The sequence below is a fragment of the Pseudomonas asiatica genome, from assembly GCF_009932335.1.
GTDB lineage: Bacteria > Pseudomonadota > Gammaproteobacteria > Pseudomonadales > Pseudomonadaceae > Aquipseudomonas > Aquipseudomonas asiatica.
The window spans coordinates 1,794,064-1,815,161 of record NZ_BLJF01000001.1 but is presented as its reverse complement, the minus strand read 5'-3'; the positions used below and the strand labels follow the sequence as shown (position 1 = coordinate 1,815,161).

At 64.7% G+C, this 21,098-nt stretch carries 24 protein-coding genes; 12 read left to right on the top strand and 12 right to left on the bottom strand.

Going from position 1 to position 21,098, the window contains the following annotated elements:
- Positions 1-105 precede the first annotated feature (105 nt).
- Complete coding sequence (locus GYA95_RS08580; RefSeq protein ID WP_013972486.1) at positions 106-1,113, top strand: GlxA family transcriptional regulator; 1,008 nt, start codon at positions 106-108, stop codon at positions 1,111-1,113.
- Between the two features lie 308 nt (positions 1,114-1,421).
- Here GYA95_RS08580 and GYA95_RS08575 read toward each other — a convergent pair whose 3' ends face one another.
- Together GYA95_RS08575 and GYA95_RS08570 are read right to left on the bottom strand one after the other, a co-directional pair.
- On the bottom strand, positions 1,422-2,174 hold the full coding sequence (locus GYA95_RS08575; RefSeq protein WP_015270190.1) for an anti-sigma factor family protein: 753 nt from the start codon (positions 2,172-2,174) through the stop codon (positions 1,422-1,424).
- Positions 2,171-2,692, bottom strand: coding sequence for a sigma-70 family RNA polymerase sigma factor (locus tag GYA95_RS08570; protein ID WP_015270189.1), 522 nt, complete (start codon positions 2,690-2,692; stop codon positions 2,171-2,173). The genes GYA95_RS08575 and GYA95_RS08570 overlap by 4 nt, the downstream gene beginning before the upstream one ends.
- Before the next feature lie 124 nt (positions 2,693-2,816).
- Between GYA95_RS08570 and GYA95_RS08565 the strand changes: the two genes are divergently transcribed.
- From GYA95_RS08565 to GYA95_RS08550, 4 genes are all read left to right on the top strand, one after another.
- The gene (locus GYA95_RS08565) at positions 2,817-3,869 is read left to right on the top strand and encodes a catalase family peroxidase (RefSeq protein ID WP_015270188.1); all 1,053 of its coding nucleotides are present in this window, start codon (positions 2,817-2,819) and stop codon (positions 3,867-3,869) included.
- A complete protein-coding gene (locus GYA95_RS08560) occupies positions 3,866-4,399 on the top strand; it encodes a cytochrome b (RefSeq protein WP_015270187.1) in 534 nt (177 codons plus the stop codon). The genes GYA95_RS08565 and GYA95_RS08560 overlap by 4 nt, the downstream gene beginning before the upstream one ends.
- An 84-nt stretch (positions 4,400-4,483) precedes the next feature.
- Complete coding sequence (locus GYA95_RS08555; protein WP_015270186.1) at positions 4,484-5,689, top strand: MFS transporter; 1,206 nt, start codon at positions 4,484-4,486, stop codon at positions 5,687-5,689.
- Between the two features lie 81 nt (positions 5,690-5,770).
- The gene (locus GYA95_RS08550) at positions 5,771-6,316 is read left to right on the top strand and encodes a cupin domain-containing protein (RefSeq protein ID WP_003248033.1); all 546 of its coding nucleotides are present in this window, start codon (positions 5,771-5,773) and stop codon (positions 6,314-6,316) included.
- Between the two features lie 94 nt (positions 6,317-6,410).
- Here GYA95_RS08550 and GYA95_RS08545 read toward each other — a convergent pair whose 3' ends face one another.
- Positions 6,411-7,022 (bottom strand): 2-hydroxychromene-2-carboxylate isomerase, encoded by a 612-nt coding sequence (locus tag GYA95_RS08545; RefSeq protein ID WP_015270185.1) that lies wholly within the window; start codon positions 7,020-7,022, stop codon positions 6,411-6,413.
- A 31-nt stretch (positions 7,023-7,053) separates the two neighbouring features.
- Positions 7,054-7,785: an SDR family oxidoreductase gene (locus GYA95_RS08540; RefSeq protein WP_015270184.1), complete on the bottom strand. Its 732-nt coding sequence runs from the start codon at positions 7,783-7,785 to the stop codon at positions 7,054-7,056.
- Between the two features lie 89 nt (positions 7,786-7,874).
- On the opposite strand from GYA95_RS08540, the gene GYA95_RS08535 reads away from it, so the two are divergent.
- Positions 7,875-8,438 (top strand): TetR/AcrR family transcriptional regulator, encoded by a 564-nt coding sequence (locus GYA95_RS08535; protein WP_015270183.1) that lies wholly within the window; start codon positions 7,875-7,877, stop codon positions 8,436-8,438.
- Positions 8,425-9,018, top strand: a complete 594-nt coding sequence (locus tag GYA95_RS08530; RefSeq protein WP_043935589.1) for an eCIS core domain-containing protein — start codon at positions 8,425-8,427, stop codon at positions 9,016-9,018. The genes GYA95_RS08535 and GYA95_RS08530 overlap by 14 nt, the downstream gene beginning before the upstream one ends.
- Before the next feature lie 170 nt (positions 9,019-9,188).
- Here GYA95_RS08530 and GYA95_RS08525 read toward each other — a convergent pair whose 3' ends face one another.
- The gene (locus GYA95_RS08525; protein WP_015270181.1) at positions 9,189-10,181 is read right to left on the bottom strand and encodes a bile acid:sodium symporter family protein; all 993 of its coding nucleotides are present in this window, start codon (positions 10,179-10,181) and stop codon (positions 9,189-9,191) included.
- Between the two features lie 119 nt (positions 10,182-10,300).
- Between GYA95_RS08525 and ampC the strand changes: the two genes are divergently transcribed.
- A complete protein-coding gene (gene ampC, locus GYA95_RS08520) occupies positions 10,301-11,443 on the top strand; it encodes a class C beta-lactamase (RefSeq protein ID WP_015270180.1) in 1,143 nt (380 codons plus the stop codon).
- A 301-nt stretch (positions 11,444-11,744) separates the two neighbouring features.
- Positions 11,745-12,077 carry a hypothetical protein gene (locus GYA95_RS08515; protein ID WP_003253895.1) on the top strand — a complete coding sequence of 111 codons (333 nt, stop codon included), beginning with the start codon at positions 11,745-11,747 and terminating at the stop codon, positions 12,075-12,077.
- Positions 12,078-12,123: 46 nt separating this feature from the next.
- Here GYA95_RS08515 and GYA95_RS08510 read toward each other — a convergent pair whose 3' ends face one another.
- From GYA95_RS08510 to GYA95_RS08485, 6 genes are all read right to left on the bottom strand, one after another.
- Complete coding sequence (locus GYA95_RS08510) at positions 12,124-12,435, bottom strand: hypothetical protein (RefSeq protein ID WP_023663278.1); 312 nt, start codon at positions 12,433-12,435, stop codon at positions 12,124-12,126.
- Positions 12,436-12,575: 140 nt separating this feature from the next.
- Positions 12,576-12,764, bottom strand: coding sequence for a hypothetical protein (locus tag GYA95_RS08505; RefSeq protein ID WP_003253897.1), 189 nt, complete (start codon positions 12,762-12,764; stop codon positions 12,576-12,578).
- A 138-nt stretch (positions 12,765-12,902) separates the two neighbouring features.
- Positions 12,903-13,223, bottom strand: coding sequence for a YbjQ family protein (locus GYA95_RS08500; protein ID WP_015270179.1), 321 nt, complete (start codon positions 13,221-13,223; stop codon positions 12,903-12,905).
- 114 nt (positions 13,224-13,337) lie between these two features.
- Positions 13,338-14,222 carry an O-acetylserine/cysteine exporter gene (locus GYA95_RS08495; RefSeq protein WP_015270178.1) on the bottom strand — a complete coding sequence of 295 codons (885 nt, stop codon included), beginning with the start codon at positions 14,220-14,222 and terminating at the stop codon, positions 13,338-13,340.
- 140 nt (positions 14,223-14,362) lie between these two features.
- Positions 14,363-15,118, bottom strand: coding sequence for a class II aldolase/adducin family protein (locus GYA95_RS08490; protein WP_015270177.1), 756 nt, complete (start codon positions 15,116-15,118; stop codon positions 14,363-14,365).
- A gap of 23 nt (positions 15,119-15,141) precedes the next feature.
- Positions 15,142-16,185, bottom strand: coding sequence for an ABC transporter substrate-binding protein (locus GYA95_RS08485; RefSeq protein ID WP_015270176.1), 1,044 nt, complete (start codon positions 16,183-16,185; stop codon positions 15,142-15,144).
- 176 nt (positions 16,186-16,361) lie between these two features.
- Here GYA95_RS08485 and GYA95_RS08480 point away from each other — a divergent pair, with 176 nt between their 5' ends.
- The 3 genes from GYA95_RS08480 (at position 16,362) to GYA95_RS08470 (ending at position 20,225) form a co-directional block, all read left to right on the top strand.
- Positions 16,362-18,314: an oxidoreductase gene (locus tag GYA95_RS08480; RefSeq protein WP_015270175.1), complete on the top strand. Its 1,953-nt coding sequence runs from the start codon at positions 16,362-16,364 to the stop codon at positions 18,312-18,314.
- 39 nt (positions 18,315-18,353) lie between these two features.
- Positions 18,354-18,953, top strand: a complete 600-nt coding sequence (locus GYA95_RS08475) for a helix-turn-helix domain-containing protein (RefSeq protein ID WP_015270174.1) — start codon at positions 18,354-18,356, stop codon at positions 18,951-18,953.
- Positions 18,954-19,022: 69 nt separating this feature from the next.
- Complete coding sequence (locus GYA95_RS08470) at positions 19,023-20,225, top strand: NAD(P)/FAD-dependent oxidoreductase (RefSeq protein ID WP_015270173.1); 1,203 nt, start codon at positions 19,023-19,025, stop codon at positions 20,223-20,225.
- 154 nt (positions 20,226-20,379) lie between these two features.
- Here the strand turns inward: GYA95_RS08470 and GYA95_RS08465 are convergent, their stop codons facing one another.
- Positions 20,380-20,991: an FMN-dependent NADH-azoreductase gene (locus GYA95_RS08465; protein WP_003258995.1), complete on the bottom strand. Its 612-nt coding sequence runs from the start codon at positions 20,989-20,991 to the stop codon at positions 20,380-20,382.
- Positions 20,992-21,098 lie beyond the last annotated feature (107 nt).

The following is a 21,098-nucleotide window of genomic DNA, read 5'->3' as shown; positions in this document are numbered from 1 at the left end:
AGGTTGCCTGAACACGACCTGGAATACGACACGGCCACCCGGGAGATTGTCTTTCCCCCGGCCACCCGCCACACTCTCAAGGCCAGCCAGGAAGCGGAGTCCAGAGTGCCCACGCCACGCCAGTTCAGCAAGAAGACCAGTACCAGCAACATGCTGCGGCTGAAGTCCACCAGCGCCAATGCCCAAGCCCCCTATCGGGTCGATTTCGTATTGCTCGAACACTTCTCCATGGCCAGCTTCACCGTGGCCATGGACGTGCTGGTCACGGCCAACCTGCTGCGCGCCGACAGCTTTCGATTCACCCCACTGTCGCTTGCAGGCGACCGCGTGCTCAGCGACCTGGGGTTGGAGTTGGTGGCTACCGAGTTATCCGCCGAGGCCCTGAAGGAGTTGGACCTGCTGGTGATCTGTGGCGGCCTGCGCACGCCATTGAAGTACCCCGAGCTTGACCGCCTGCTGGGCGATTGCGCGGCCCACGGCATGGCCCTGGGCGGGTTGTGGAACGGCGCGTGGTTCCTCGGCCGCGCAGGGGTGCTGGACGACTATGGCTGCAGTATCCACCCTGAGCAGCGCGCCAGCCTGTCCGAGCGCAGCCCGCAGACGCGGATCACCCCGGCCAGCTTCACTCTCGACCGCGACCGCCTCAGCGCTGCCAGCCCCAATGGTGCCATGGAGCTGATGCTCGGCCTGGTGCGCCGGCTGTATGGCGACGGCCTGGCCGAAGGCGTCGAGGAGATCCTGTCGTTCTCCGGTGCCCGCTATCGTCAGGTCGGCCCGGGCGCGAAGAAGTCCATGAGTTTGCACCTGCGCACCATCGTCGAGCTGATGGAGAACAACCTCGAGGAAACCCTCAGCCTCGACCAGTTGGCCGCCTACAGCGGGCGCTCGCGCCGACAGATCGACCGCCTGTTCCAGGCCCAGTTGGGCACTTCGCCGCGGCGTTACTACATGGAGTTGCGCGTCACCAAAAGCCGCCGCCTACTGCAGTATTCCGACCTGTCGGTGATGGAGGTGGCAGTGGCCTGCGGGTTTGTTTCGGTGTCGCACTTCAGCAAATGCTATGCGGCTTACTTTGGCTACCCGCCGTCGCGTGAGCAGCGGTTGGGCGAGTGAACAGGGAAAAGTGGCAGGAATGTGTGGCCTGGCGAGGCCTCTTCGCGGGCGCGCCCGCTCTCATAGAACAACACATGACTCATTGGTTCGGCGAGGTCCTGTAGGAGCAGCCTTGTGCTGCGAAGAGGCCGGGGCTGACAAAGCCTGTCTATTGGCTGTACCGGCCTCTTCGCAGCACAAGGCTGCTCCTACAAAGGACGCGTCAGACGAGCGATATTGGTTCTCTGCGCGACAGCGCAGCCCAAAGGGCTGGGCAATCTCCCACAGGATCACCAAAGCATCCACGTGCGATCCCGGCGAGAGCGGGCTCACAAACCCAAGCGCAACGCCTCCCCCACCCCCGCCCCACGCAAATCGTCCACCGCGCTGACCAGAGCAAAGTTGTAGGCCCCATGCGACCAGTACCGCGCCTCCAGCTGCCCGTCCACGCGCTGCCCGTCCGGCATGCGCCGATAATGATCACCTGGTGAGCGCAGGAACAGGCTGATGCGCTGGCCCTTGCCATCCTCGAACACCAGCAACGCCGCCGGCCCCTGCTCATTGCTTAGCAGGCGCGCGCCCACCGGTTTGAAGCCGTAGCCCGCCAGGTCCGGCAGGTGGCCAACGCGGCTGAAGTGGCGCCCCAGCCAGTCGCGCAACTGGCCTGGGTCGCTGGCCTGGATATCCAGCGCCTGGCTACCGGCAAACAAGCGGTGTGCCTGGACAGCATCGGCCATCGGCAGGTCGGCACGCGCCAAGGTCGCGTCGCGCACCTGCCAACCGCCCAGGCCACCCACGCCCAATGCCAGCAGCAACACCGCCGCCGTGGCCCAGCGGCGCTGGCGGCGTTGGCGCAATTGCCGGCGCAACTGCCCCAGGTCCAGCTGCGCCGCCCCGGGCACTTCGCCAAACCCGGCCAGTGCCGTACGCAGGCGGCGGGCGTCGGCACGCCAACCCTCGACCTTGGCCGCGGCCTGCGGGTTGGCCGCCAGCCAGGCCTGCACCTCGGCCCGGCGCGCAGGCTCCAGGCGCTCGTCGACATAAGCGTGCAGTTCGTCTTCGCTGGGGATCAGGCGCGTCATTTCAGTCTCCGCAAGGCCGGGGGCTGGGGGCTGCCCTCGGTCAGTTCGCGCAAGGCATTGCGGGCGCGCGACAGGCGCGACATCACAGTGCCGATAGGGATGCCCAGGGCCTGGGCGGCCTCCTTGTAGCTCAAACCTTCAATGCTGACCAGCAGCAACAACGCACGCTGTTCTGCCGTGAGCCGGGCGAAAGCCTGCAGGTCGGCCTGGGCCAGGACAATGGCCTCGAGGTTGCCACCAACCGGCTCGTCATCGCGCTCGCCGCGGCCGAACCAGGACAGCCATCGCGCGTGCAGGCGCTCGCGGCGCTTTCCATCGAGGAACAGCCGATAAAGGATGGTGAACAGCCAGGCCCGCAGGGCATCGGCATCACGTTGCTGGTCGCGCCGGCTCAAGGCCCGCTCGACCGTTGCCTGTACCAGGTCGTCGGCGCTGCCCGGCTCGCGGGTCAGCCACACGGCAAAGCGGCGCAGGCGGTCCAGCAGCTCGCGCCACTGGTGGTCGTCCAGATCATGCATGGCAAGGTCCCGGCCTCTGGGGTTGTCAGTGTAAGAGGCAGACGCCTGTGAGGAAAATCTATTCCCGGCAAGGGAATAAGTTTTTCTCTGCGCCGTCGTACCGGCACCTTCACTGAACCGGACAATGACCATGAACTCACCCCTGCACGGCCCGGCCAAGGCCCTGCGCCTGGCCGCCATCGGCGTCGTGATGCTGGGCGCGGGCGCCGCCTTTGCCTATGCCGCCGGCTGGGTTGGCGATACCCGCCTGACCCCACAACGCATCATCGACACCTTCGAAGCCCAGGCCGGGCATTACCCGGGTTACCGTAAGAACCACGCCAAGGGCCTGTGCGTCAGCGGCTACTTCCAGCCCAGCGGGCAGGCCGTCAGCCTGTCCACGGCGCGGGCGTTCAGCCAGCCGCGGGTGCCAGTGATCGGCCGCTTCGCCATCGGCGGCGCCAACCCGTTCGCGCCGGATACCGGCATACCGGTGCGCAGCCTGGCCATCGAGTTGAGCACCGACGACGGGCAAGTCTGGCGTACCGGCATGAACAACCCGCCGGTGCTGGCGGTAAGCACGCCACAAGCCTTCTATGAACAGGTACTGGCGGGGGCACCCGACCCGGCCACCGGCAAACCGGACCCGGGCAAACTGCAGGCGTTTTTCGCCGCCCACCCGGAAAGCGCGGCGTTTCGCCAATGGGCGGCGGGGTACAAGCCCAGCAACAGCTTCGCCAGCACGCAGTACCACAGCATCAACGCCTTCCGCCTGATCGACGCAAGCGGCGCGTCCCACCCCGTGCGTTGGCAACTGGAGCCGCAGACAGCGTTTGCCGCCCTGCCTGCCCAAGTCGATGACAAACAGTTCCTGCAGCACGACCTGCAGCAACGGCTGGCCCAGGGCCCGCTGCGCTGGACGCTGCGCCTGGTACTGGCGGAACCCGGCGATGCAGTGGACGACCCTGCCAGCCCGTGGCCTGCCGAACGACGCAGCGTGGACGCCGGCACGCTGGTACTGCAGCAGGTCGACGGCCCCGAACAAGGAGCCTGCCGCGACCTCAACTTCGACCCGCTGATCCTGCCCCGGGGCATCCAGGCCTCCGCCGACCCGATCCTCGCCGCCCGTTCGGCCGCCTACTCGGAATCCTTCAACCGCCGCAGCCGCGAATCGCTCGGCACCGGAGCCCACCCATGAAAACCGACGCCTTCCACCCCCTCGCCCGCCTGTTGCACTGGCTCATGGCCGTGCTGATCCTGGCCATGTTGTTCATCGGTGTGAGCATGGTCGCCGACCTGTCGCCGCGCCACCCCGTGCTGATCGGGTTGCACAAGGCAACCGGCCTGGCCCTGCTGGTGCTGGTGCTGCTGCGCATCGCCGTTCGCCTGGCCCTGCCCCACCCAGCCCTGCCGCGCGACCTGCCTGCACTGCAACGCTGGGCCGCCGGGGCTTCGCACCTGGTGCTCTACGGACTGATGCTTGCCATGCCGCTGCTGGGCTGGGCCATGCTGTCGGCCGGTGGCTACCCCCGCCCCTTGGGCTTGCCGGCCATTGCCCCCCATGACCTGCAACTGTATGCAGTGCTGCGCCAGGCCCATGGCTGGGCTGGCTACTTGCTGTTCGCCACGGTGCTGGTGCATGTGGGTGCGGCCTTGATGCACGCTTGGGTGCGCCGCGATGGCGTGTTGCGTAGCATGTGGCCTGGCCCGCTGCGCCGCAGCCAATGACGCTCGGCAGGCCGGGGGCTCGACACCGATAACGATTCCCAACAAGATCGGCTTTCTATTTGCCGTACCGCCCTGGACTGCCCTATGAATGTCGCAAAGGATCCTGCCACACTCGCACCCGCCAATACCCTGGACTTGCGCCCCCTGCTGCTGGCCAACATGGCCTGCACCATGTCGATGATGGCCTTCGTCGCCCTGATCGGCCCGATCGCCCGCCAGCTCGGCATGGCCACCTGGCAAGCCGGTGCCGCAGTGACCGTGGCGGGCGTGGTCTGGGTGCTGCTGGCCCGGCCTTGGGGGCGCGCCGCAGACCGTCTGGGCCGTCGGCGCATCCTGCTGCTGGGCAGCGCCGGCTTCACCCTGGCCTACTGGCTGCTGTGCCTGTTCGTAGAAGGTGCGCTGCGCTGGCTACCGGGAGCGACCCTGGCCTTCATCGGCCTGATGGTCGCGCGCGGCTGTATCGGCGCCTTCTATGCTGCCATCCCGGTGGGCTGCAATGCGCTGATCGCCGACCATGTCGAACCGCAACGCCGGGCCCGGGCCATGGCCTCGCTGGGGGCGGCCAACGCCGTCGGCCTGGTGGTGGGGCCGGCGCTGGCAGCGCTGCTGGCGCGGCATAGCCTGAGCCTGCCGTTCCATATCATGTCGCTGCTGCCGGCCAGTGCCTTTCTGGTCCTGCTGTTCACCCTGAAGCCGCAGGCGCTGCCGCACAGCCATGCTCCCAGCCCGGTGCGCCTGAACGACCCACGCCTGCGCCGGCCTTTGCTGGTGGCGTTCAGCGCCATGCTCAGCGTCACGGTATCGCAGATCATCGTCGGCTTCTTTGCCCTCGACCGCCTGCACCTGGGCCCTGCCGAGGCTGCCCAGGCTGCCGGCATCGCCCTGACCACGGTAGGCGTTGCACTGATCCTGGCGCAGGTGCTGCTGCGCCAGCTGGAATGGCCGCCGTTGAAGATGATCCGGGTCGGCGCCACGGTTTCGGCCCTGGGCTTTGCCTGCGGCTCGCTGGCCACCACGGCTCCATGGCTGTGGGCTTGCTACTTTGTCGCGGCGGCTGGCATGGGCTTTGTCTTCCCGGCCTTTTCGGCGCTGGCGGCCAATGCCATGCACGCCTCCGAGCAAGGCGCGACGGCCGGGTCCATCGGTGCTGCGCAGGGCATGGGTGCAGTGATCGGGCCGCTGGCCGGCACCTTGGTTTATGCCGTCGATCCACGCTTGCCATTCCTGGCGGTGGCGGCGCTGTTGCTGCTGGTGGGGTCATGGCCAATGCCCCGCGATCAGCGGGCCTGACAAGCACAGCGCGCAAGCGCGCAGAGTGTGTTTTAATGCGCATCGCTCATTATTATTGACACCTCTGATTACAAGGCGGCTATGGACACGGGGACGCGACTCAAACTGGTGCGTGAACGCAACAACCTCTCCCAACGGGAACTGGCCCGCCGCAGCGGGCTGACCAATTCGACGATCTCGCAGATCGAGCAGAATCGCGTCAGCCCTTCGGTCAGCTCCCTGAAAAAACTGCTCGAAGGCATTCCGATGAGCTTGGCGGAGTTCTTCAGTTTCGACGAGCCGGTGCGCGAAGAGCGCTACGTGTTCCGTGGCGGCGAGCAGCCAGATCTGGGCCGCAACGGCCTGCGCATGCTGCTGGTTGGCGCCAGTGTCGAAGGCCGGCAGATGCGCATGCTGCGTGAACTGTATGCACCGGGTGCCGATTCGGGCGAGCCGATCGTGCATGCCGAGGGTGAGGAGTGTGGCCTGGTCACACGCGGCACCGTCGAGTTGTGGGTCGATGGCCAGGTGAGCGTGCTCAACTCGGGCGACGGTTACTACATCCCCACTACCCTGCCGCACAGTTTCAAGAACATCGGCCCGGACGAGGCCGAAATCATCAGCGCCAACACCCCGGCGAACTTCTGACTGCTTTATGCATGGAGATGGCACCGGCTTTGCCGGTGTTCGCGACTGAAGCCGCTCCCACAGGAAACGCGCCAACCCTGTGGGAGAGGCGCCTTCAGGTAAGGCTGTCGACACCCTGGCGCAGGGCCTCTTCGACAAAGTCCAGGCGGTCCTGCCCGAAGAACATCTCGCCACCGACAAAACAGGTCGGCGCGCCGAACACCCCGCGCTCCACTGCAACTTCGGTCGCGTGCCTGAGCGCGGACTTCACCTCGTCATCACCCGCCAGCGCGCGAAATGCCTGCGGGTCGAAGCCGCCCTGGCTCAGCGTGTCGTCGAGGACGGCGTTGTCGCCCAGGTTGCGGCGCTGCGCAAACAGACCATTGAACAGCACCGCCAGCAACGCCTCGAACCGCTCCGGCGAACGGAGCTGGGTGCCCACTGCCCCGCGCATCAGGGTCAAGGTATTGACCGGGAACCCCGGCGGCAACCCGAACGGTACCCCGTAGCGCGCGGCGAAGCGCGCCAGGTCGGTGAACATGTAGCGGCCCTTGGCCGGGATCATCACCGGCGAGGCGTTGCCGGTAGCCTGGAAAACCCCGCCCAGCAGCATCGGCCGGTAACGCAGCGTGGCACCCTGGCGGGCACACAGCCCCGGCAGTTGAGTCCAGGCCAGATAGCTGGCCGGGCTGCCCAGGTCAAAAAAGAAATCGACAGTCTTGTTCATGTGGTTACGGTCCTTGCTCGGTGAAAGGGGCTTACCAACGTTCCATCCAGGGGCGCAGGTCCAGCTCGAAGGTCCAGGCGTCGCGGGGCTGGGCATGCAGGAACCAGTAGCTGTCGGCGATGTGGGCCGGATCTAGGATGCCATCCTGGCCCTTGAGGGCGTAGCGCTCGGGGAATGTGTCACGGATGAAGGCGGTGTCGATGGCCCCGTCAACCACCACGTGGGCGACATGGATGTTCCGCGGCCCCAGCTCGCGCGCCATGCTCTGGGCCAGGGCGCGCAAAGCGTGCTTGGCCCCGGCGAATGCCGCAAAGCCCGCCGCGCCACGGGTGCCAGCAGTGGCACCCGTGAACAGGATGGTGCCACGCTCGCGCTGGACCATGCGCCGGGCCACCGCCTGGGCGGTAAGGAAACCGGCAAAACAGGCCATCTCCCAGATCTTGAAGTATTTACGCGGGGTTTCCTCAAGAATGCTACAGGGCACATTGGCACCGATATTGAACACAAACGCTTCGATCGGGCCGATATCACGCTCGATGGTTTCGACCAGCGCCGCCACCTCCTCCTCCTTGCGCGCATCGGAGCCAAACCCGTGGGCCTGGCCGCCGGCAGCACGGATTTCGTCCAGCAGCGGCTGCAACTTGTCAGCCTGGCGCCGGGTGACACAGGCAATGTAGCCCTCGCGGGCAAAGCGCTTGGCGATCTCGCCGCCGGTAGCATCCCCCGCGCCAATCACGAGCACCACTTTTTGTTGTTCTGTCATGCCTGTCTCCATTGGTGAATGATCGTTTAGTAAACGAACGCTATGTTATGATCGCCGCCACCGTCAAGCCCGCCTGCAGAGGCAACTGAATGCGCTACACCAACGAGCACAAGCAGCAAACCCGCGAGCGGCTGCTGGCCAGCAGCGGCGCGCTGGCCAAACGCGGGGGTTTTTCCAGCACTGGCGTAGCCGGGCTGATGAAGGCGATCGGCCTGACCGGCGGCGCCTTCTACAACCACTTCCCATCCAAGGACGACCTGTTCACCGAGGTAGTGCGACAGGAACTGTGCAACAGCCCGCTGGCGCGCCTGGCCAACCAGGGCGCCAGTCGCGAACGCCTGGGCCGTTGCCTGCAGCAGTACCTGAGCCTGGCTCACCTGCACAATCCCGAAGGTGGCTGCCCGCTGCCGCCATTGGGGGTGGAGATTGCCCGGGCCGAAGCACCCGTGCGCGCCGTGGCCGAGCATTGGCTGGTGGAGCTGCACCAGGCCTGGAGCGCGACCCTGGAAGACAGCGAATTGGCCTGGGTGCTGATCAGCCAGTGCGTCGGTGCCTTGCTGGTCGGGCGCATGCTGGCCACGGAAAGCGTGCAGTCGCAGGTACTGGAGGCCAGCCGCCACTTTGTCGAGAAGGCCCTGCATGAAGCGGATTAGTCTATTGCTGGGGCTACTGCTGAGCTTGCCTGCACTCGCCGAACAGGCCTGCCCGCCAGGGCAATACCAGGTGTGCCTGATGGGATGTTTCTGTGCGCCCATCGACCCCGGCCAGGCCGGGCAGATTTTCAAGGACGTGGAAGTACTGGCTTCGTCCAGCCTGACCTACGCCTTGCAGCAGGCCCGCGACGAAGCCACCGCCAGCGGCGTCGAGCCGATCCCGTTGCATATCCGTGCGCAACTAGAACCCTGGTACGACTTTGCCGTGCTCGACGCGGCGCGCTTCCGGGTGGGTGACGAACAGCAGATGAGCGCGGCCAATGCGCTGCTGCAGAACCCCGATGTGAACGCCGTGACGCTGATCGACACGATCATCTTCCGCCGCCCCGCCGACGCCGAGGACAACGTGGCGTTGTGGGCACATGAGCTCAAGCATGTGCAGCAGTATCAGCAGCTGGGTGTAGAAGAGTTCGCCCGGCGCTACACGCGCAACTACGACGACCTGGAAGCGCCGGCCTACAAGATCGAGGCCGAGGTAGGCAAGGCGCTGCGCGAGCGTGGTTCAGGGCAGGCCAGATAATTTCTGGTCATTTCGCGGTCGCCGTGTAGGAGCGGCCTTGTGTCGCGAAAGGGCCGCAAAGCGGCCCCGGCAATATCTGCTCCAAGCTGAAATCGAGGGGCTGCTGCGCAGCCCTTTCGCGACACAAGGCCGCTCCTACACGGCGACCGCATCAGTGGCCAAACCAGGTGTCAGGACGCCGCCGAAGCTTCTTCAGCCACCTGCTCACGGCTGGCATAACGTTGCGCCAGCACTGCACAGACCATCAGCTGAATCTGGTGGAACAGCATCAGCGGCAGGATCATCGCGCCAATGCCACTGCCGACGAACAGCACCTGCGCCATTGGCACCCCGGTAGCCAGGCTCTTCTTCGAACCGGCGAACAGGATGGTAATGCGGTCCTCCAGGTCAAAGCCCAGCAGCTTGCCGAGCAGCCGGGTACCGTACAACACCACCGCCAACAAGATTCCGCACACGGCAAACAACCCGGCCAGGTGCTGCGGCGATACCGTGTGCCACAGCCCGGTGACCACCGCCTCGCTGAACGCGGTGTAGACCACCAGCAGGATCGAACCCTGGTCCACCACCTTGAGCCAGCGCGCATTGCGCTTGACCCAGGCACCGATCCAGCGCCGGGCGACCTGCCCGGCCACGAACGGCACCAGCAGCTGCAGGGTGATCTTCAGCACCGCATCCAGACCAGAACCGGTATCACCGCTGGCCCCCAGCAACATCATTACCAGCAACGGCGTGAGGAAGATACCCAGCAGGCTGGATGCCGCCGCACTGCAAATGGCCGCCGGCACGTTACCACGCGCCAGCGAAGTGAAGGCGATGGCCGACTGCACGGTAGCCGGCAAGGCACACAGGTAGAGCACGCCCAGGTAAAGTTCGTTGCCCACCAGCGGCACGAACAGTGGCTTGAACGCCAGGCCCAGCAGCGGGAACAGCACGAAGGTGCAGGAGAACACCAGCAAGTGCAGGCGCCAGTGCCCCGCTCCGGCAATGATCGCCTCGCGCGACAGCTTGGCGCCGTGCAGAAAGAACAGCAGGCCGATGGCCAGGTTGGTCAGCCAACCAAAATACACTGCGCCGTCGCCCGAGCAAGGCAGCACGGTGGCAATCAGCACCACCCCGAGCAAGGCCAGGGTGAAATTGTCGAATAACATGCGCAAATACTTCATCACAGTTTCCGTCTTGTCATTGTGCAAGGGCAGACGATAAGGTCTTCGGCTTTTCGCCGCTAACGCCGGAACCCCCACCGGTGTCGCTCAACGGACACGCTCCAGCACAGGACTCGCTCATGCCCCTCTCCCGCCTGGCTGCACTTGCAGCCGCCATCACTCTCACCCTGGGCTACAGTGCCGCCCAGGCCGACGACCAGTTGCAGGCCAAGGTCGACCAGATCATCCGCCCGCTGATGCAAGAGCAAGGCATCACCGGCATGGCCGTGGCTGTCTATGCTCGCAACCACGCGTACTACTTCAGCTATGGCGTGGCCAGCAAGGCCGACAATGTGCCGGTCAGCCGCGACACGCTGTTCGAGATCGGTTCGCTGAGCAAGACCTACACCGCCACCCTGGCCGCACTGGCCAGTGCCGAAGGCAAGCTGGACCTCGATGCCCCGGCCAAGCGCTATCACCCGGCCCTTGCCGGCGCCCCCATCGGCGACGCAAGCGTGCTGGAGCTGGGCGCCTATAGTGCCGACTGCCTGCCGTTGCAGTTCCCGGATGCGGTGCAGACGGCGCAGCAGGTGGTCGATTTCTTCCGTCACTGGCAACCCCGCGCCAAACCCGGCACCCAGCGCTGCTACTCGAACCCCAGCCTGGGCTTGTTCGGTGACCTGGCCGCCCGAGCGCAGCATCAGCCATTTTCCACGCTGATGAGCGAGGGCCTGCTGAAACAGATGGGCCTGGAAAACACCTATCTGCAGGTCCCGGCCAGCGCCCAGGGGTTGTATGCCCAGGGCTACGACAGTGCCGACAAGCCGGTGCGTGTCGGCCCCGGCCCTTACGCCGACGAAGCCTACGGCATCAAGACCAGCGCCAGCGACCTGCTGCGCTATGTGCGCCTGCACATGCAGCCGGAGCGGCTGCCACCGGCGCTGGCACAAGCCACGGCCATCACCCAGCGGGGCTACTTCCAGGTCGGCGCCATGACCCAGGGCCTGGGCTGGGAGCGTTACCCCTACCCGGTCACGCTGGCCACACTGATCGATGGCAACGGCCCGCAGCTAATCCGTGAACCGCAGGCAACCACACGCTTGCAACCAGCCCTGCCGCCGCTGCCGGCAGCCTGGTACAACAAGACCGGCTCGACCAATGGCTTCGGCGCCTACGCCGCGTTCGTGCCCGCCGAACAACTGGCCGTGGTGTTGCTGGCCAACCGAAACTACCCGAACGAAGCCCGGGTGCGCGCAGCCTTCGACATTCTCTCCGGGCTGTAGTGCGGGCAGCGATTGTCGAACAAAACGACACAATGTAGTGAGCAAAAATATTCACTACAAAATGGTTGACGCCGTTCATCGCCCTTGGGCATGATGAAGCCGTCTCCCTGATCGGGAGCGGTGGCAAGGGTGTTCCAGACGGCCTGCGCGGTAACGCAGGCCGTCCGTGGAGAGGGAAACTGTCCAAAAGGCAGCGTGAGAAAGCCCCTGTTGCGATGCTGCTGTAGCAGCCTTGGTAGTGCGCTACACCGTGGTAGCGCCAACTGTGAAAAATCACCTACGAATGGGTAATGGGGGCTTTATGATGAACTTGAACAACAATCCGACTATCGACCAATTGGCCCAGCTGTTCGCCGTACGCAAGGACAGCCTTGACGACCATCTGCTGTGGGTAAGCCAGACCGGTGAAGTGCGCCTCGACCGCCTGCCACCGAACACCGTCGAAGATGAATTCGAAGAGCACCTGCCCAGCATGCGTGCCCGCTTCAAGGTCTACCGCCGTGGCCAAGGCTACGTCGGCAAGAAGGCCGCCGCCGATACCGAGTTCGTCGGCCGCGTCCTGCAGACCCTGCAACAAGAATGGCCCGCTGCCCGTGAGCAGCAGGCAGTCAAGGTGATCGAACCGCTCAACTGAGGGTTCCCACCTTTATCTGAGCCCGGCCCGCACAGGCCGGGCTTTTTCATGCCTGGCGCCGCTGGCTGCGGGGCTCCGGCAGCGGCAAGGCGCCGGTTGCCATCGCCCGGGCGCGGTCTACACCCCACACCAGGGCGCGAGTCATGGTCTCGCCTGGGCGTGCGGGGTAATACTCCTCCAGCAACGCTCGCCCATCACCGGCGTACAACCCCAAAAACAGTTGGGTCGCCCCCAGGCGCGACAGGCGCACCTGCACGTCCAGCGTGGTGCCGTCACTGAGTGCTTCGTCGTGGCAGCGGCTGTGCAGCTGTGCGTCGGCCCATTGCCAATAGGTCTCTTCCCTGACTCGCATGAGCATTCAATCCTCCGTTGCTGGAATGCCGCGCAAGAAAACCACAGCCTTGGCCATCCTGCGAGTGCTACCCGGCAATGCCATGAGGCGGATCAAGAAATGGCAATAAAAACCCCGCCATTCGGCGGGGTTGTGCTGGAGCGGGATCACTTCTTGAGCGGAACCCGCGGCATGAAGCGGCCTTTTTTGCTGCGCTGCAGATGTGCAGGCTGGAGCTGTTCGGAATCATCCAGCGTCATGTGGGCGAAGCCCAGGCGAAATGCCGCTTGGCCGCAACGCACCTGGCTGTTGATCGGGAACGCGTCGTTCAGGTCTTCGAAAAAGGATTCGCTCATGCCCTGTCTCCCTCCAGTGGCGGACGCGTCGGCAACCAGAACAGTTGCTCTACCAAACGCGACCTGTGAAAGTGAGACTAGCCGGTCATTTGCGGACCGCCCAGACCGAAGCCTTGGACCCGACCAGCGGCAGACGCTCTACTTCAGGCGCACCGCTGTACCGGTAGCAAATACCACGACCATGCCGCCCTGTACCGACGGCATGCTGATCTCGAAATCCACACCCACTACCGCATCGGCCTGCAACTGGCGTGCCCGCGCCTTCAGTTCTTCGGTGGCCTGCTCCCGGGCTTGGCGCAGTGCGCTTTCCAGGGTTTGCGAACGCCCGCCGAAGAAGTCGCGAAAACGTGCAAAGAAATCGCGCACGAAATTGATGCCCTGCACCGATTCGGAGCTGACCACACCCAGGTATTCAGCAATCGGGCGGCCTTCGAGCTGGCTGGTGGTTGAAATGATCATGGGTGCGCTCCATTGGCCTGGCAAAAGAGGCCGATTCTAACAGAGCGCCCTGTTTGCAACGCGCATTTGTGGGAGCGGCCCTTTCGCAACGCAAGTCCGCTCCCACAGAGTCAGCTACGCGCTGACAGCCCTTAACCGGCGCCCAAGCCTTGCGCCAAACACGTTCACCAGCAACCCTGCCATCACCAGCAATGCGCCCCAGCCCTGGGTCGCAGTCAGACGCTCGCCCAGCAACAACGCCGACGAACTCAGGCCAATCACAGGCACCAGCAGCGAGAACGGCGCCACCTTGCCGGCCGGGTGGCGCGACAGCAGCTTGCTCCACAGGCTGTAGCCGAGCATGGTGGCGACAAACGCCAGGTAAGCCAGGGCCAATACCGAACTCCAGATGATATTGGCAATGGCGTGGCCGATGCGCTCCGGCCCCTCCAGCCACCAGGACAACGCAAGGAACGGCAGTGGCGGGATCAGCCCGCCCCAGATAACCAGCGCCACCAGGTCAACCGAGCCAAAGCGCCGGGTGATGATGTTGCCCATGCCCCACATGGCGCCGGCACACAGGGTCAGCACCAGCGCCAACATCGGTACATGGCCGCCGTCTTCGCTGCCGATAAGCGCCAGGCCGCTGGCGGCCACCAGCAGCCCCAGCACGCTGGCCAGGCGCAGCCGCTCGCCGAGGAACAACGCGGCGAAGCCGAGGGTGAAGAACGCCTGCGATTGCAGGATCAGCGAGGCCAGCCCTGGCGGCATGCCGCTGTACATGGCCTGGAACAGGAAAGCGAACTGGCCCAGCGAAATGGTCGCGCCGTAGGCGATCAGCCAGCGCCAGGGCAACTTCGGCCGCTTGACCAGCAAGATCGCCGGGAATGCCACCAGCAAGAAGCGCAATGCCCCCAGCAACATCGGCGGCAACCCATCGAGGCCAACCTTGATGACCACGAAGTTGACTCCCCAGGCGACAATCACCACCAGGGCGATGAGCAGATCCTTGAGTGGCATTGCGACATCCTTCTTCAAGCGTTCTAGACATATTTCGTTACAGCATAAGGCTATTCCTTTGACAGGGACCAGCACAGTTGCGGCCCAGAGGTGCGCAACAGTGACTGTTATCGTGCAAGGGTTGCCGAGGTGGCGGAGCGTCAGCTCCGGTATCCAGGTGCGACCTTTTCCAGCATCCGCAACAGTGCCGCCCATGCCAGCTGCAACGCATCCGGATCCGCCAGTTCGCCCTGTTTCAACCCTCGTCCAGGCTCATTGAACTGCCGCTCGGTATGCGCGCACACTTCGGCCGGCGGCAAAATCACCTGCCCGGCACTCTGTGCCGCCAACTGGATCTCGCACGCCTTCTCCAGGTAGTACATGCGCAGGAATGCTTCGGCCACGCTGCGCCCAGTGGTCAGCAGGCCATGGTTGCGCAGGATCATCACCGGCTTGTCGCCTAGGTCGGCTACCAGCCTTCGCTGCTCATCCATGTCCAGCGCAATCCCTTCATAGGCGTGGTATGCCACCTTGCCATAAAACTCCATGGACATCTGGTTGAGCGGTAGCAGCCCACATTCCAGCGCCGCCACCGCACAACCTGCCCGGGTGTGGGTGTGCAACACACAGCGGGCATCCTCGCGGGCAGCATGGATGGCGCTGTGGATGACGAAACCGGCCGGGTTGACCGGGTGCGGCGTCGCTTCAACCGGCCGGCCCTGCAGGTCGATCTTCACCAGGCTGGAGGCCATGATCTCATCGAACAGCAAGCCGTACGGATTGATCAGGAAGTGGTGCTCCGGCCCCGGCAGGCGCAGGGAAATATGGGTGAAGATCAGGTCGCTCATGCGGAAATGGGCGATCAGCCGATAGCAGGCGGCCAGCTCCTGGCGCAGGCTTTGTTCCGTTGTGGTCATCATCGTTATACCTTTGCAGTACGCTATTTGCTGGCCCACGCATTGAAGCGCTGTTCCAGCTCTTCGCCATGGTCGACCCAGAATTCCACATTCATCGCCAACGCCCCCTGCAGGTTCTGCGGCGAAGTAGGCACCCAGCTGGCCAGGGACGGGTCTAGCTTCGCCGCCGCCTGGGTGTTGGTTGGCCCATAGGGAATCTGCTGCACATAACGCACCTGGGTGTCCGGCTGGTTGGCGTAGGCAATCAGCCGCTTGGCCTGGTCGACATGCCGCGAGCCTTTGATGATCGCCCAGTAATCCATGCCATACAGGCTGCCAGGCCAGACCACCGCCAGCGGGCTGCCCTGCTGGGCCGCCACGGCGATGCGCCCGCTATAGGTCGAGGTCATCACCACGTCTCCCGCCGCCAGCCACTGGGCAGGTTGGGCGCCGGCGTCCCACCACTGGATATACGGCTTGAGCTCGCTGAGCTTGGCAAAGGCACGCTCGACCCCTGCCGGGGTGGCCAGGACCTGGTACACATCCTCGACCTTCACCCCATCTGCCATCAGGGCGAACTCCAGGTTGTACACCGCACGCTTGCGCAGGCCGCGCTTGCCCGGGTACTTGCTCACGTCCCAGAAGTCGGCCCACGACGCAGGCGCCTGTGCCAGCTTGCTGCGGTCATAGGCAATGGCCACGCTCCATACCAGCGCGGCCGAGCCACAGGCTTGTGCCGCGTCGGTAATCAGTTCACCCGCATGGCCCATGCGCTGCCAATCCAGCTGCTCGTAGATGCCCTCGTCGCAGCCGCGCATCAGGTCAGGCCCTTCTATCTGCACCACGTCCCAGTCGACATTGCCGGTCTCGGCCATTACCTGGATCCGTGCCATCTCGCCGTTGTACTCACTCTGGATCAGCTTGCTGCCATCCTGGGCACTGAACGGTTTGAAGATCGACTCGTCCTGAGCTTTCTGGCCGGCACCACCATAGCCGACCACGACCATCTGCGGTGCCGCTTGCGCACTGCCCAGGCCCATGGCCAGCAACGCTGCGCAAAGGCTGCTTACACGTGGGAATACCTGCATCGTAGTTGCCTCCTGCCGGTGCCCGAGGGGCCCGTTTTCTTGTTGTTGTGAGGTCACGCCCTCGCCACGAGGGTGAGGAAAACCTAGTCGCCGACCAGTAAAAAAACAAGTTGATTTTTTACTGTCGCTACACTTTTATAAAAGAACAAGAACAACATCGCACCGGAGCCGCCTGTATGCAGACCGCCTTCCCTCATCTGTTCGAAGCCTTGCAGATCCGCGGCAAACGCTTGAAGAACCGCATCATGTCCACCGGCCACGACACCTGCCTGCCTACCGACAACCTGGTCAACGACAAGCTCATCGCCTACCAGCGCGCCCGCGCCGCCGGTGGCGTGGGCCTGATCGTGCTGCAGGTGGCCGGGGTGCATGACAGCGCTCGCTACACCTCGCATGTGCTGATGGCCACCGACGATGCCTGCATCGACGGCTACCGCCAGCTTGCCGAGGCCTGCCATGAGCATGGCACCGTGGTGCTGTCACAACTGTTCCACCCCGGGCGGGAGATCATGGAGTCGGCGGACGGTTTGCTGGCGGTGGCCTACTCGGCGTCCGCGGTACCCAATGAACGCTTCCGGGTGATGCCGCGCGCACTGGACCAAGCGATGATCGACGAGATCGTCCAGGGCTATGCCAGCGCTGCCCGCCGCCTGCACCAGGCCGGGCTGGATGGCGTTGAAGTGGTGGCCAGCCATGGCTACCTGCCTGCGCAGTTCCTCAACCCGCGGGTAAACCAGCGCTCGGATGGCTACAACGGTGAGCTGGAGCAGCGCCTGCGGTTCCTGCGCGAAGTGCTGGCCGCCGTACGCGCGGCTACCGACGAACAGTTCATCATCGGCCTGCGCATCAGTGCCGACGAGCGCGACAGCCAAGGGCTGAGCGAGGATGAATCGCAGGCCGCAGCGGTTGCCTTGCAAGGCCAGCTCGACTACCTGCACATCGTTGCCGGGACGTCGGCGTCCCTCGGCGGCGCCGTGCATATCGTGCCGCCGATGGCTATTCAACCGGCCTACCTGGCCCGTGAGGCCGGCACCTTCAAACAACACCTGGGCATCCCGCTGTTCGTCACCGGGCGTATCAACCAGCCCCAGGAAGCCGAACTGATCCTGGCCCGTGGCCAGGCCGACGTCTGCGGCATGACCCGCGCGCTTATATGCGACCCGCAGATGCCCAACAAGACCGAGCATGGCCAGGTCGAAGACGTACGTGCCTGTATCGCCTGCAACCAGGCCTGCATCGGCCATTTCCACCGCGGCCTGCCCATTTCCTGCATCCAGCGACCGGAGACTGGCCGCGAGTTGCAGTACGAGCAACTGCCACCCACCACCCGCCCCAAGCGCATCCTCGTGGCCGGTGGCGGGCCCGCCGGCATGAAAGCCGCCGCCGTGGCCGCTGCGCGCGGGCATCAGGTCACGCTGTACGAGGCTGGCCCGCAGCTCGGTGGCCAGGTGCTGCTGGCCCAGTTGCTGCCACGGCGCAGCGAGTTCGGTGGCGCCAGCACCAACTTGCAACGGGAAATGGCCCTGGCGGGCGTGGAAGTGGTGCGCAACACCCGGGTCGACCGCGCACTGGTCGAACGGGAACGCCCCGACCTGGTGATCGCCGCCACCGGTGCCACCCCCTACTGGCCGGCCTTCGAGCGCACCGGTGATCTACAGGTGGTGGATGCCTGGCAAATACTGCGCAGTGAAGCAAAACCGGGCCGCTCGGTACTGGTGATCGACTGGCGCTGCGACTGGATCGGCCCCGGCATCGCCGAACGCCTGGTACGCGACGGCCACCAGGTGCAGCTGGCGGTCAATGGCACCCATTGCGGCGAAAGCCTGCCGCTGTACGTGCGCGACCAACTGGCCGGCGAGCTGCATCGCCTGGGTATTCCCATCACACCGTATGCCCGCCTGTATGGCTGCGACGACAACACGGTGTACCTGCAGCACACCGCCAGCGGCGAACCGATGATCTTCGAAGGCATCGACACCCTGGTACTGTGCCAGGGCCATCAACCGGAAGACCGCCTGGCAACGGAGCTGGCTGGCCTGGTCGAGGTGCGCCGCATTGGCGACTGCCTGGCGCCGCGTACCGCCGAAGAAGCGATTCACGATGGCCTGACGGTTGCCTGGGCGCTCTGAGGCTGTACATACTGCGGCTTTTACGATGGACCGACGTGCATGAGCCAACTCCCCCAGCCCCCCGCCAGCGAAGCCGGGGGCGCCGCGCCGCAGTTTCTCGGCAGCCGCATTCGCGGCCTGCGCAAGCGCCGTGGCATGACCCTGGCGGAGCTGGCCGCGCACAGTGAGCTGACCGCCGGCTACATCAGCCAGCTGGAGCGCAACCTCTCCTATCCATCGATTCCGGCGCTGTTCAACATCGCCCGCAGCCTGGGGGTGACCATCCAGTGGTTCTTCGCCAGCGAAGCCATCACTGCGCCCGAAGACCAGGGCTATGTGGTACGACGCAACAGCCGCCTGAGCGTGCATTACGAAGACGGTATCGTCGATCAACTGCTCACGCCCCAGCCCAACCGTCAGCTGGAAATCCTGCATTCGCGCTTCCCTCCGGGCAGCTACAGCCAACAGAGCTACAGCCACGACGGTGAAGAGGCCGGCTACATCCTTAGCGGCAGCTTCGAGCTGTGGGTGGGCGAGCGGCATTTCCAGCTGGGTGAAGGAGACAGTTTCAGCTTCTCGAGCCAGGAACCGCACCGCTACGGCAACCCCGGTGAAGTCGATGCCGTGGTGATCTGGGTGATCACGCCGCCAACATTCTGAAGCATGCTCGCTCCCCAATATCCAGCAACAGGGTCTACCTTGTTAACCGAACTTTAGAGGAGCACAACCATGAAGCAGATCCTGATCATAGGCGCGGGCTTTGCCGGCCTGTGGAGCGCGCTCAGCGCCGCCCGCCAGCTTGACCTCCATGGCCGCAAGGATGTCGAGGTCACCTTGCTTGCACCCCAGGCCGAGCTGCATGTGCGCCCGCGCTTCTACGAACCCGACGTACATACCATGGCCGCGCCGTTGCAGGAGCTGTTCGATGCCGCCAACGTCCGCTTCGTGCAGGGCACGGCCTTTCATATAGATGAAGCGGCCCGCCGTGTGGGCTATCGCACCCGCAGCGGAACCCAATGCACCCTGCCCTACGACCGCCTGATCATGGCCTGCGGCAGCGTGCTCAACCGGCCCGACATGGTCGGCATCGAGCATGTGTTCGATGTCGACAAGCTCGACAGCGCCGCGCGCCTGGAAACCCACCTGAAGTCACTGGCCAACCTGCCCGACACACCGGCGCGCAATACCGTGGTGGTGGCCGGTGGAGGTTTTACCGGCATCGAGACCGGCACCGAACTGCCGGCCCGCCTGCGCGAAATCCTCGGCGAGGACGCAGCGTTGCGCGTGGTGGTGGTCGACCGTGGGGCGAGGATTGGCGCGGCCCTGGGTGACGGCATCCGCCCCGCCATCGAGCAGGCCTCCGAGGCCCTGGGCGTGGAGTGGATCTGTGGCGCCACGGTAGCCTCGGTCGACCCTGCCGGCGTGGTGCTGGACAACGGCCAGCGCATCGACGCCAGCACGGTGATCTGGACCGTGGGCTTCAAGGCCAACCCGCTCACCGAACAGATCAGTGGCGAGCGCGACCGCCAGGGCCGCTTGCATGTCGATGGCAATCTCAAGGTGAAAGGCAATGATGCCGTGTACGCGGCGGGTGATGTGGCCTACGCCGCCTGCGACGAGGCTGGCAATCATGCGGTGATGTCCTGCCAGCATGCGATTCCGCTGGGGCGTCATGCGGGCAACAATGCGGCGGCCGAGCTGATTGGCGTGGCACCGAAGACCTACAGCCAGCCCAAGTACGTGACCTGCCTGGACCTTGGGGCCTGGGGGGCGGTGTATACCGAAGGGTGGCAACGCACGGTGTCGCCACCGGAGGACAAGGCCGAAGCCAAGGTTTTGAAGGCGCAGATCAATACCGTGTGGATCTATCCACCGGCGGCCGAACGTGCTGCGGCGCTGGCAGCGGCTGACCCGGCTATTCCAGTGGCCTGACACCAGGCCGACGCGATCACTGTAGGAGCGGCCTTGTGTCGCGATGGGCCGCAAAGCGGCCCCAGAATTCTCGGCGTCAACGCTGAAACCCTGGGGCCGCTTCGCGGCCCATCGCGACACAAGGCCGCTCCTACATTCGATCGCGTACCTTCGATCAGGCAGCAGCAAACAGCTCGTTGGCAATCTGCGCCTGGGCAGCATCGATCGCCTGGCTGCGGTGCTCAGGGCCATAGGCCAGGCCATGGGCGCGGACGATTTCCAGGTCGGTGATGCCGATGAAACCCAGGAATACCTTGAGGAAGTCCTCATGCCCGGCGCCAGTCGGCTGGCCAGCGTGCAGGCCACCGGCGGTGGACACCAGCACTACCTTCTTGTTGCCGCACAGGCCTTCCGGGCCGGCTTCGGTGTAACGGAAAGTCTTGCCGGCGACGGCAACGCGGTCGATCCAGGCCTTGAGCTGGGTCGGCACGGTGAAGTTGTACATCGGCGCACCAATCACCACGGCATCGGCAGCCAGGAACTCTTCCAGGGTTTCCGCGCTCAGCTTAGCTTCGAAGGCCTGGGCTGCGTCACGCATGTCTTCCGGGGTGCCAGCCGCTACCAGGGTTGCCGCGGAGAAGTGGGCGATGGCGTCAGCGGCCAGGTCGCGGTACACCACTTCCACGCTCGGGTCGGCGGCTTTCCAGGCTTCGACCACTTCACGGCTCAGTTGGCGGGAGGCGGAATTGTCGCCCAGGATGCTGGAATCGATGTGCAACAGTTTCATGGGATTCTCCTGTGAATGAAGACCGCGACATTGGGCGATCACGATGGGGAGAATCCTACCGACATCAACAATGGCTGATAAGGCAGCAAAAATGCGTTAGTTTGTCC

Coding starts and splice junctions, on each gene's coding strand:
- GYA95_RS08575 (WP_015270190.1), bottom strand. CDS start 2,174: ATGACGCGCCTGATCCCCAGCGAAGACGAACTGCACGCTTATGTCGAC.
- GYA95_RS08570 (WP_015270189.1), bottom strand. CDS start 2,692: ATGCATGATCTGGACGACCACCAGTGGCGCGAGCTGCTGGACCGCCTG.
- GYA95_RS08565 (WP_015270188.1), top strand. CDS start 2,817: ATGACCATGAACTCACCCCTGCACGGCCCGGCCAAGGCCCTGCGCCTG.
- GYA95_RS08560 (WP_015270187.1), top strand. CDS start 3,866: ATGAAAACCGACGCCTTCCACCCCCTCGCCCGCCTGTTGCACTGGCTC.
- GYA95_RS08555 (WP_015270186.1), top strand. CDS start 4,484: ATGAATGTCGCAAAGGATCCTGCCACACTCGCACCCGCCAATACCCTG.
- GYA95_RS08550 (WP_003248033.1), top strand. CDS start 5,771: ATGGACACGGGGACGCGACTCAAACTGGTGCGTGAACGCAACAACCTC.
- GYA95_RS08545 (WP_015270185.1), bottom strand. CDS start 7,022: ATGAACAAGACTGTCGATTTCTTTTTTGACCTGGGCAGCCCGGCCAGC.
- GYA95_RS08540 (WP_015270184.1), bottom strand. CDS start 7,785: ATGACAGAACAACAAAAAGTGGTGCTCGTGATTGGCGCGGGGGATGCT.
- GYA95_RS08535 (WP_015270183.1), top strand. CDS start 7,875: ATGCGCTACACCAACGAGCACAAGCAGCAAACCCGCGAGCGGCTGCTG.
- GYA95_RS08530 (WP_043935589.1), top strand. CDS start 8,425: ATGAAGCGGATTAGTCTATTGCTGGGGCTACTGCTGAGCTTGCCTGCA.
- GYA95_RS08525 (WP_015270181.1), bottom strand. CDS start 10,181: ATGAAGTATTTGCGCATGTTATTCGACAATTTCACCCTGGCCTTGCTC.
- ampC (WP_015270180.1), top strand. CDS start 10,301: ATGCCCCTCTCCCGCCTGGCTGCACTTGCAGCCGCCATCACTCTCACC.
- GYA95_RS08515 (WP_003253895.1), top strand. CDS start 11,745: ATGATGAACTTGAACAACAATCCGACTATCGACCAATTGGCCCAGCTG.
- GYA95_RS08510 (WP_023663278.1), bottom strand. CDS start 12,435: ATGCTCATGCGAGTCAGGGAAGAGACCTATTGGCAATGGGCCGACGCA.
- GYA95_RS08505 (WP_003253897.1), bottom strand. CDS start 12,764: ATGAGCGAATCCTTTTTCGAAGACCTGAACGACGCGTTCCCGATCAAC.
- GYA95_RS08500 (WP_015270179.1), bottom strand. CDS start 13,223: ATGATCATTTCAACCACCAGCCAGCTCGAAGGCCGCCCGATTGCTGAA.
- GYA95_RS08495 (WP_015270178.1), bottom strand. CDS start 14,222: ATGCCACTCAAGGATCTGCTCATCGCCCTGGTGGTGATTGTCGCCTGG.
- GYA95_RS08490 (WP_015270177.1), bottom strand. CDS start 15,118: ATGACCACAACGGAACAAAGCCTGCGCCAGGAGCTGGCCGCCTGCTAT.
- GYA95_RS08485 (WP_015270176.1), bottom strand. CDS start 16,185: ATGCAGGTATTCCCACGTGTAAGCAGCCTTTGCGCAGCGTTGCTGGCC.
- GYA95_RS08480 (WP_015270175.1), top strand. CDS start 16,362: ATGCAGACCGCCTTCCCTCATCTGTTCGAAGCCTTGCAGATCCGCGGC.
- GYA95_RS08475 (WP_015270174.1), top strand. CDS start 18,354: ATGAGCCAACTCCCCCAGCCCCCCGCCAGCGAAGCCGGGGGCGCCGCG.
- GYA95_RS08470 (WP_015270173.1), top strand. CDS start 19,023: ATGAAGCAGATCCTGATCATAGGCGCGGGCTTTGCCGGCCTGTGGAGC.
- GYA95_RS08465 (WP_003258995.1), bottom strand. CDS start 20,991: ATGAAACTGTTGCACATCGATTCCAGCATCCTGGGCGACAATTCCGCC.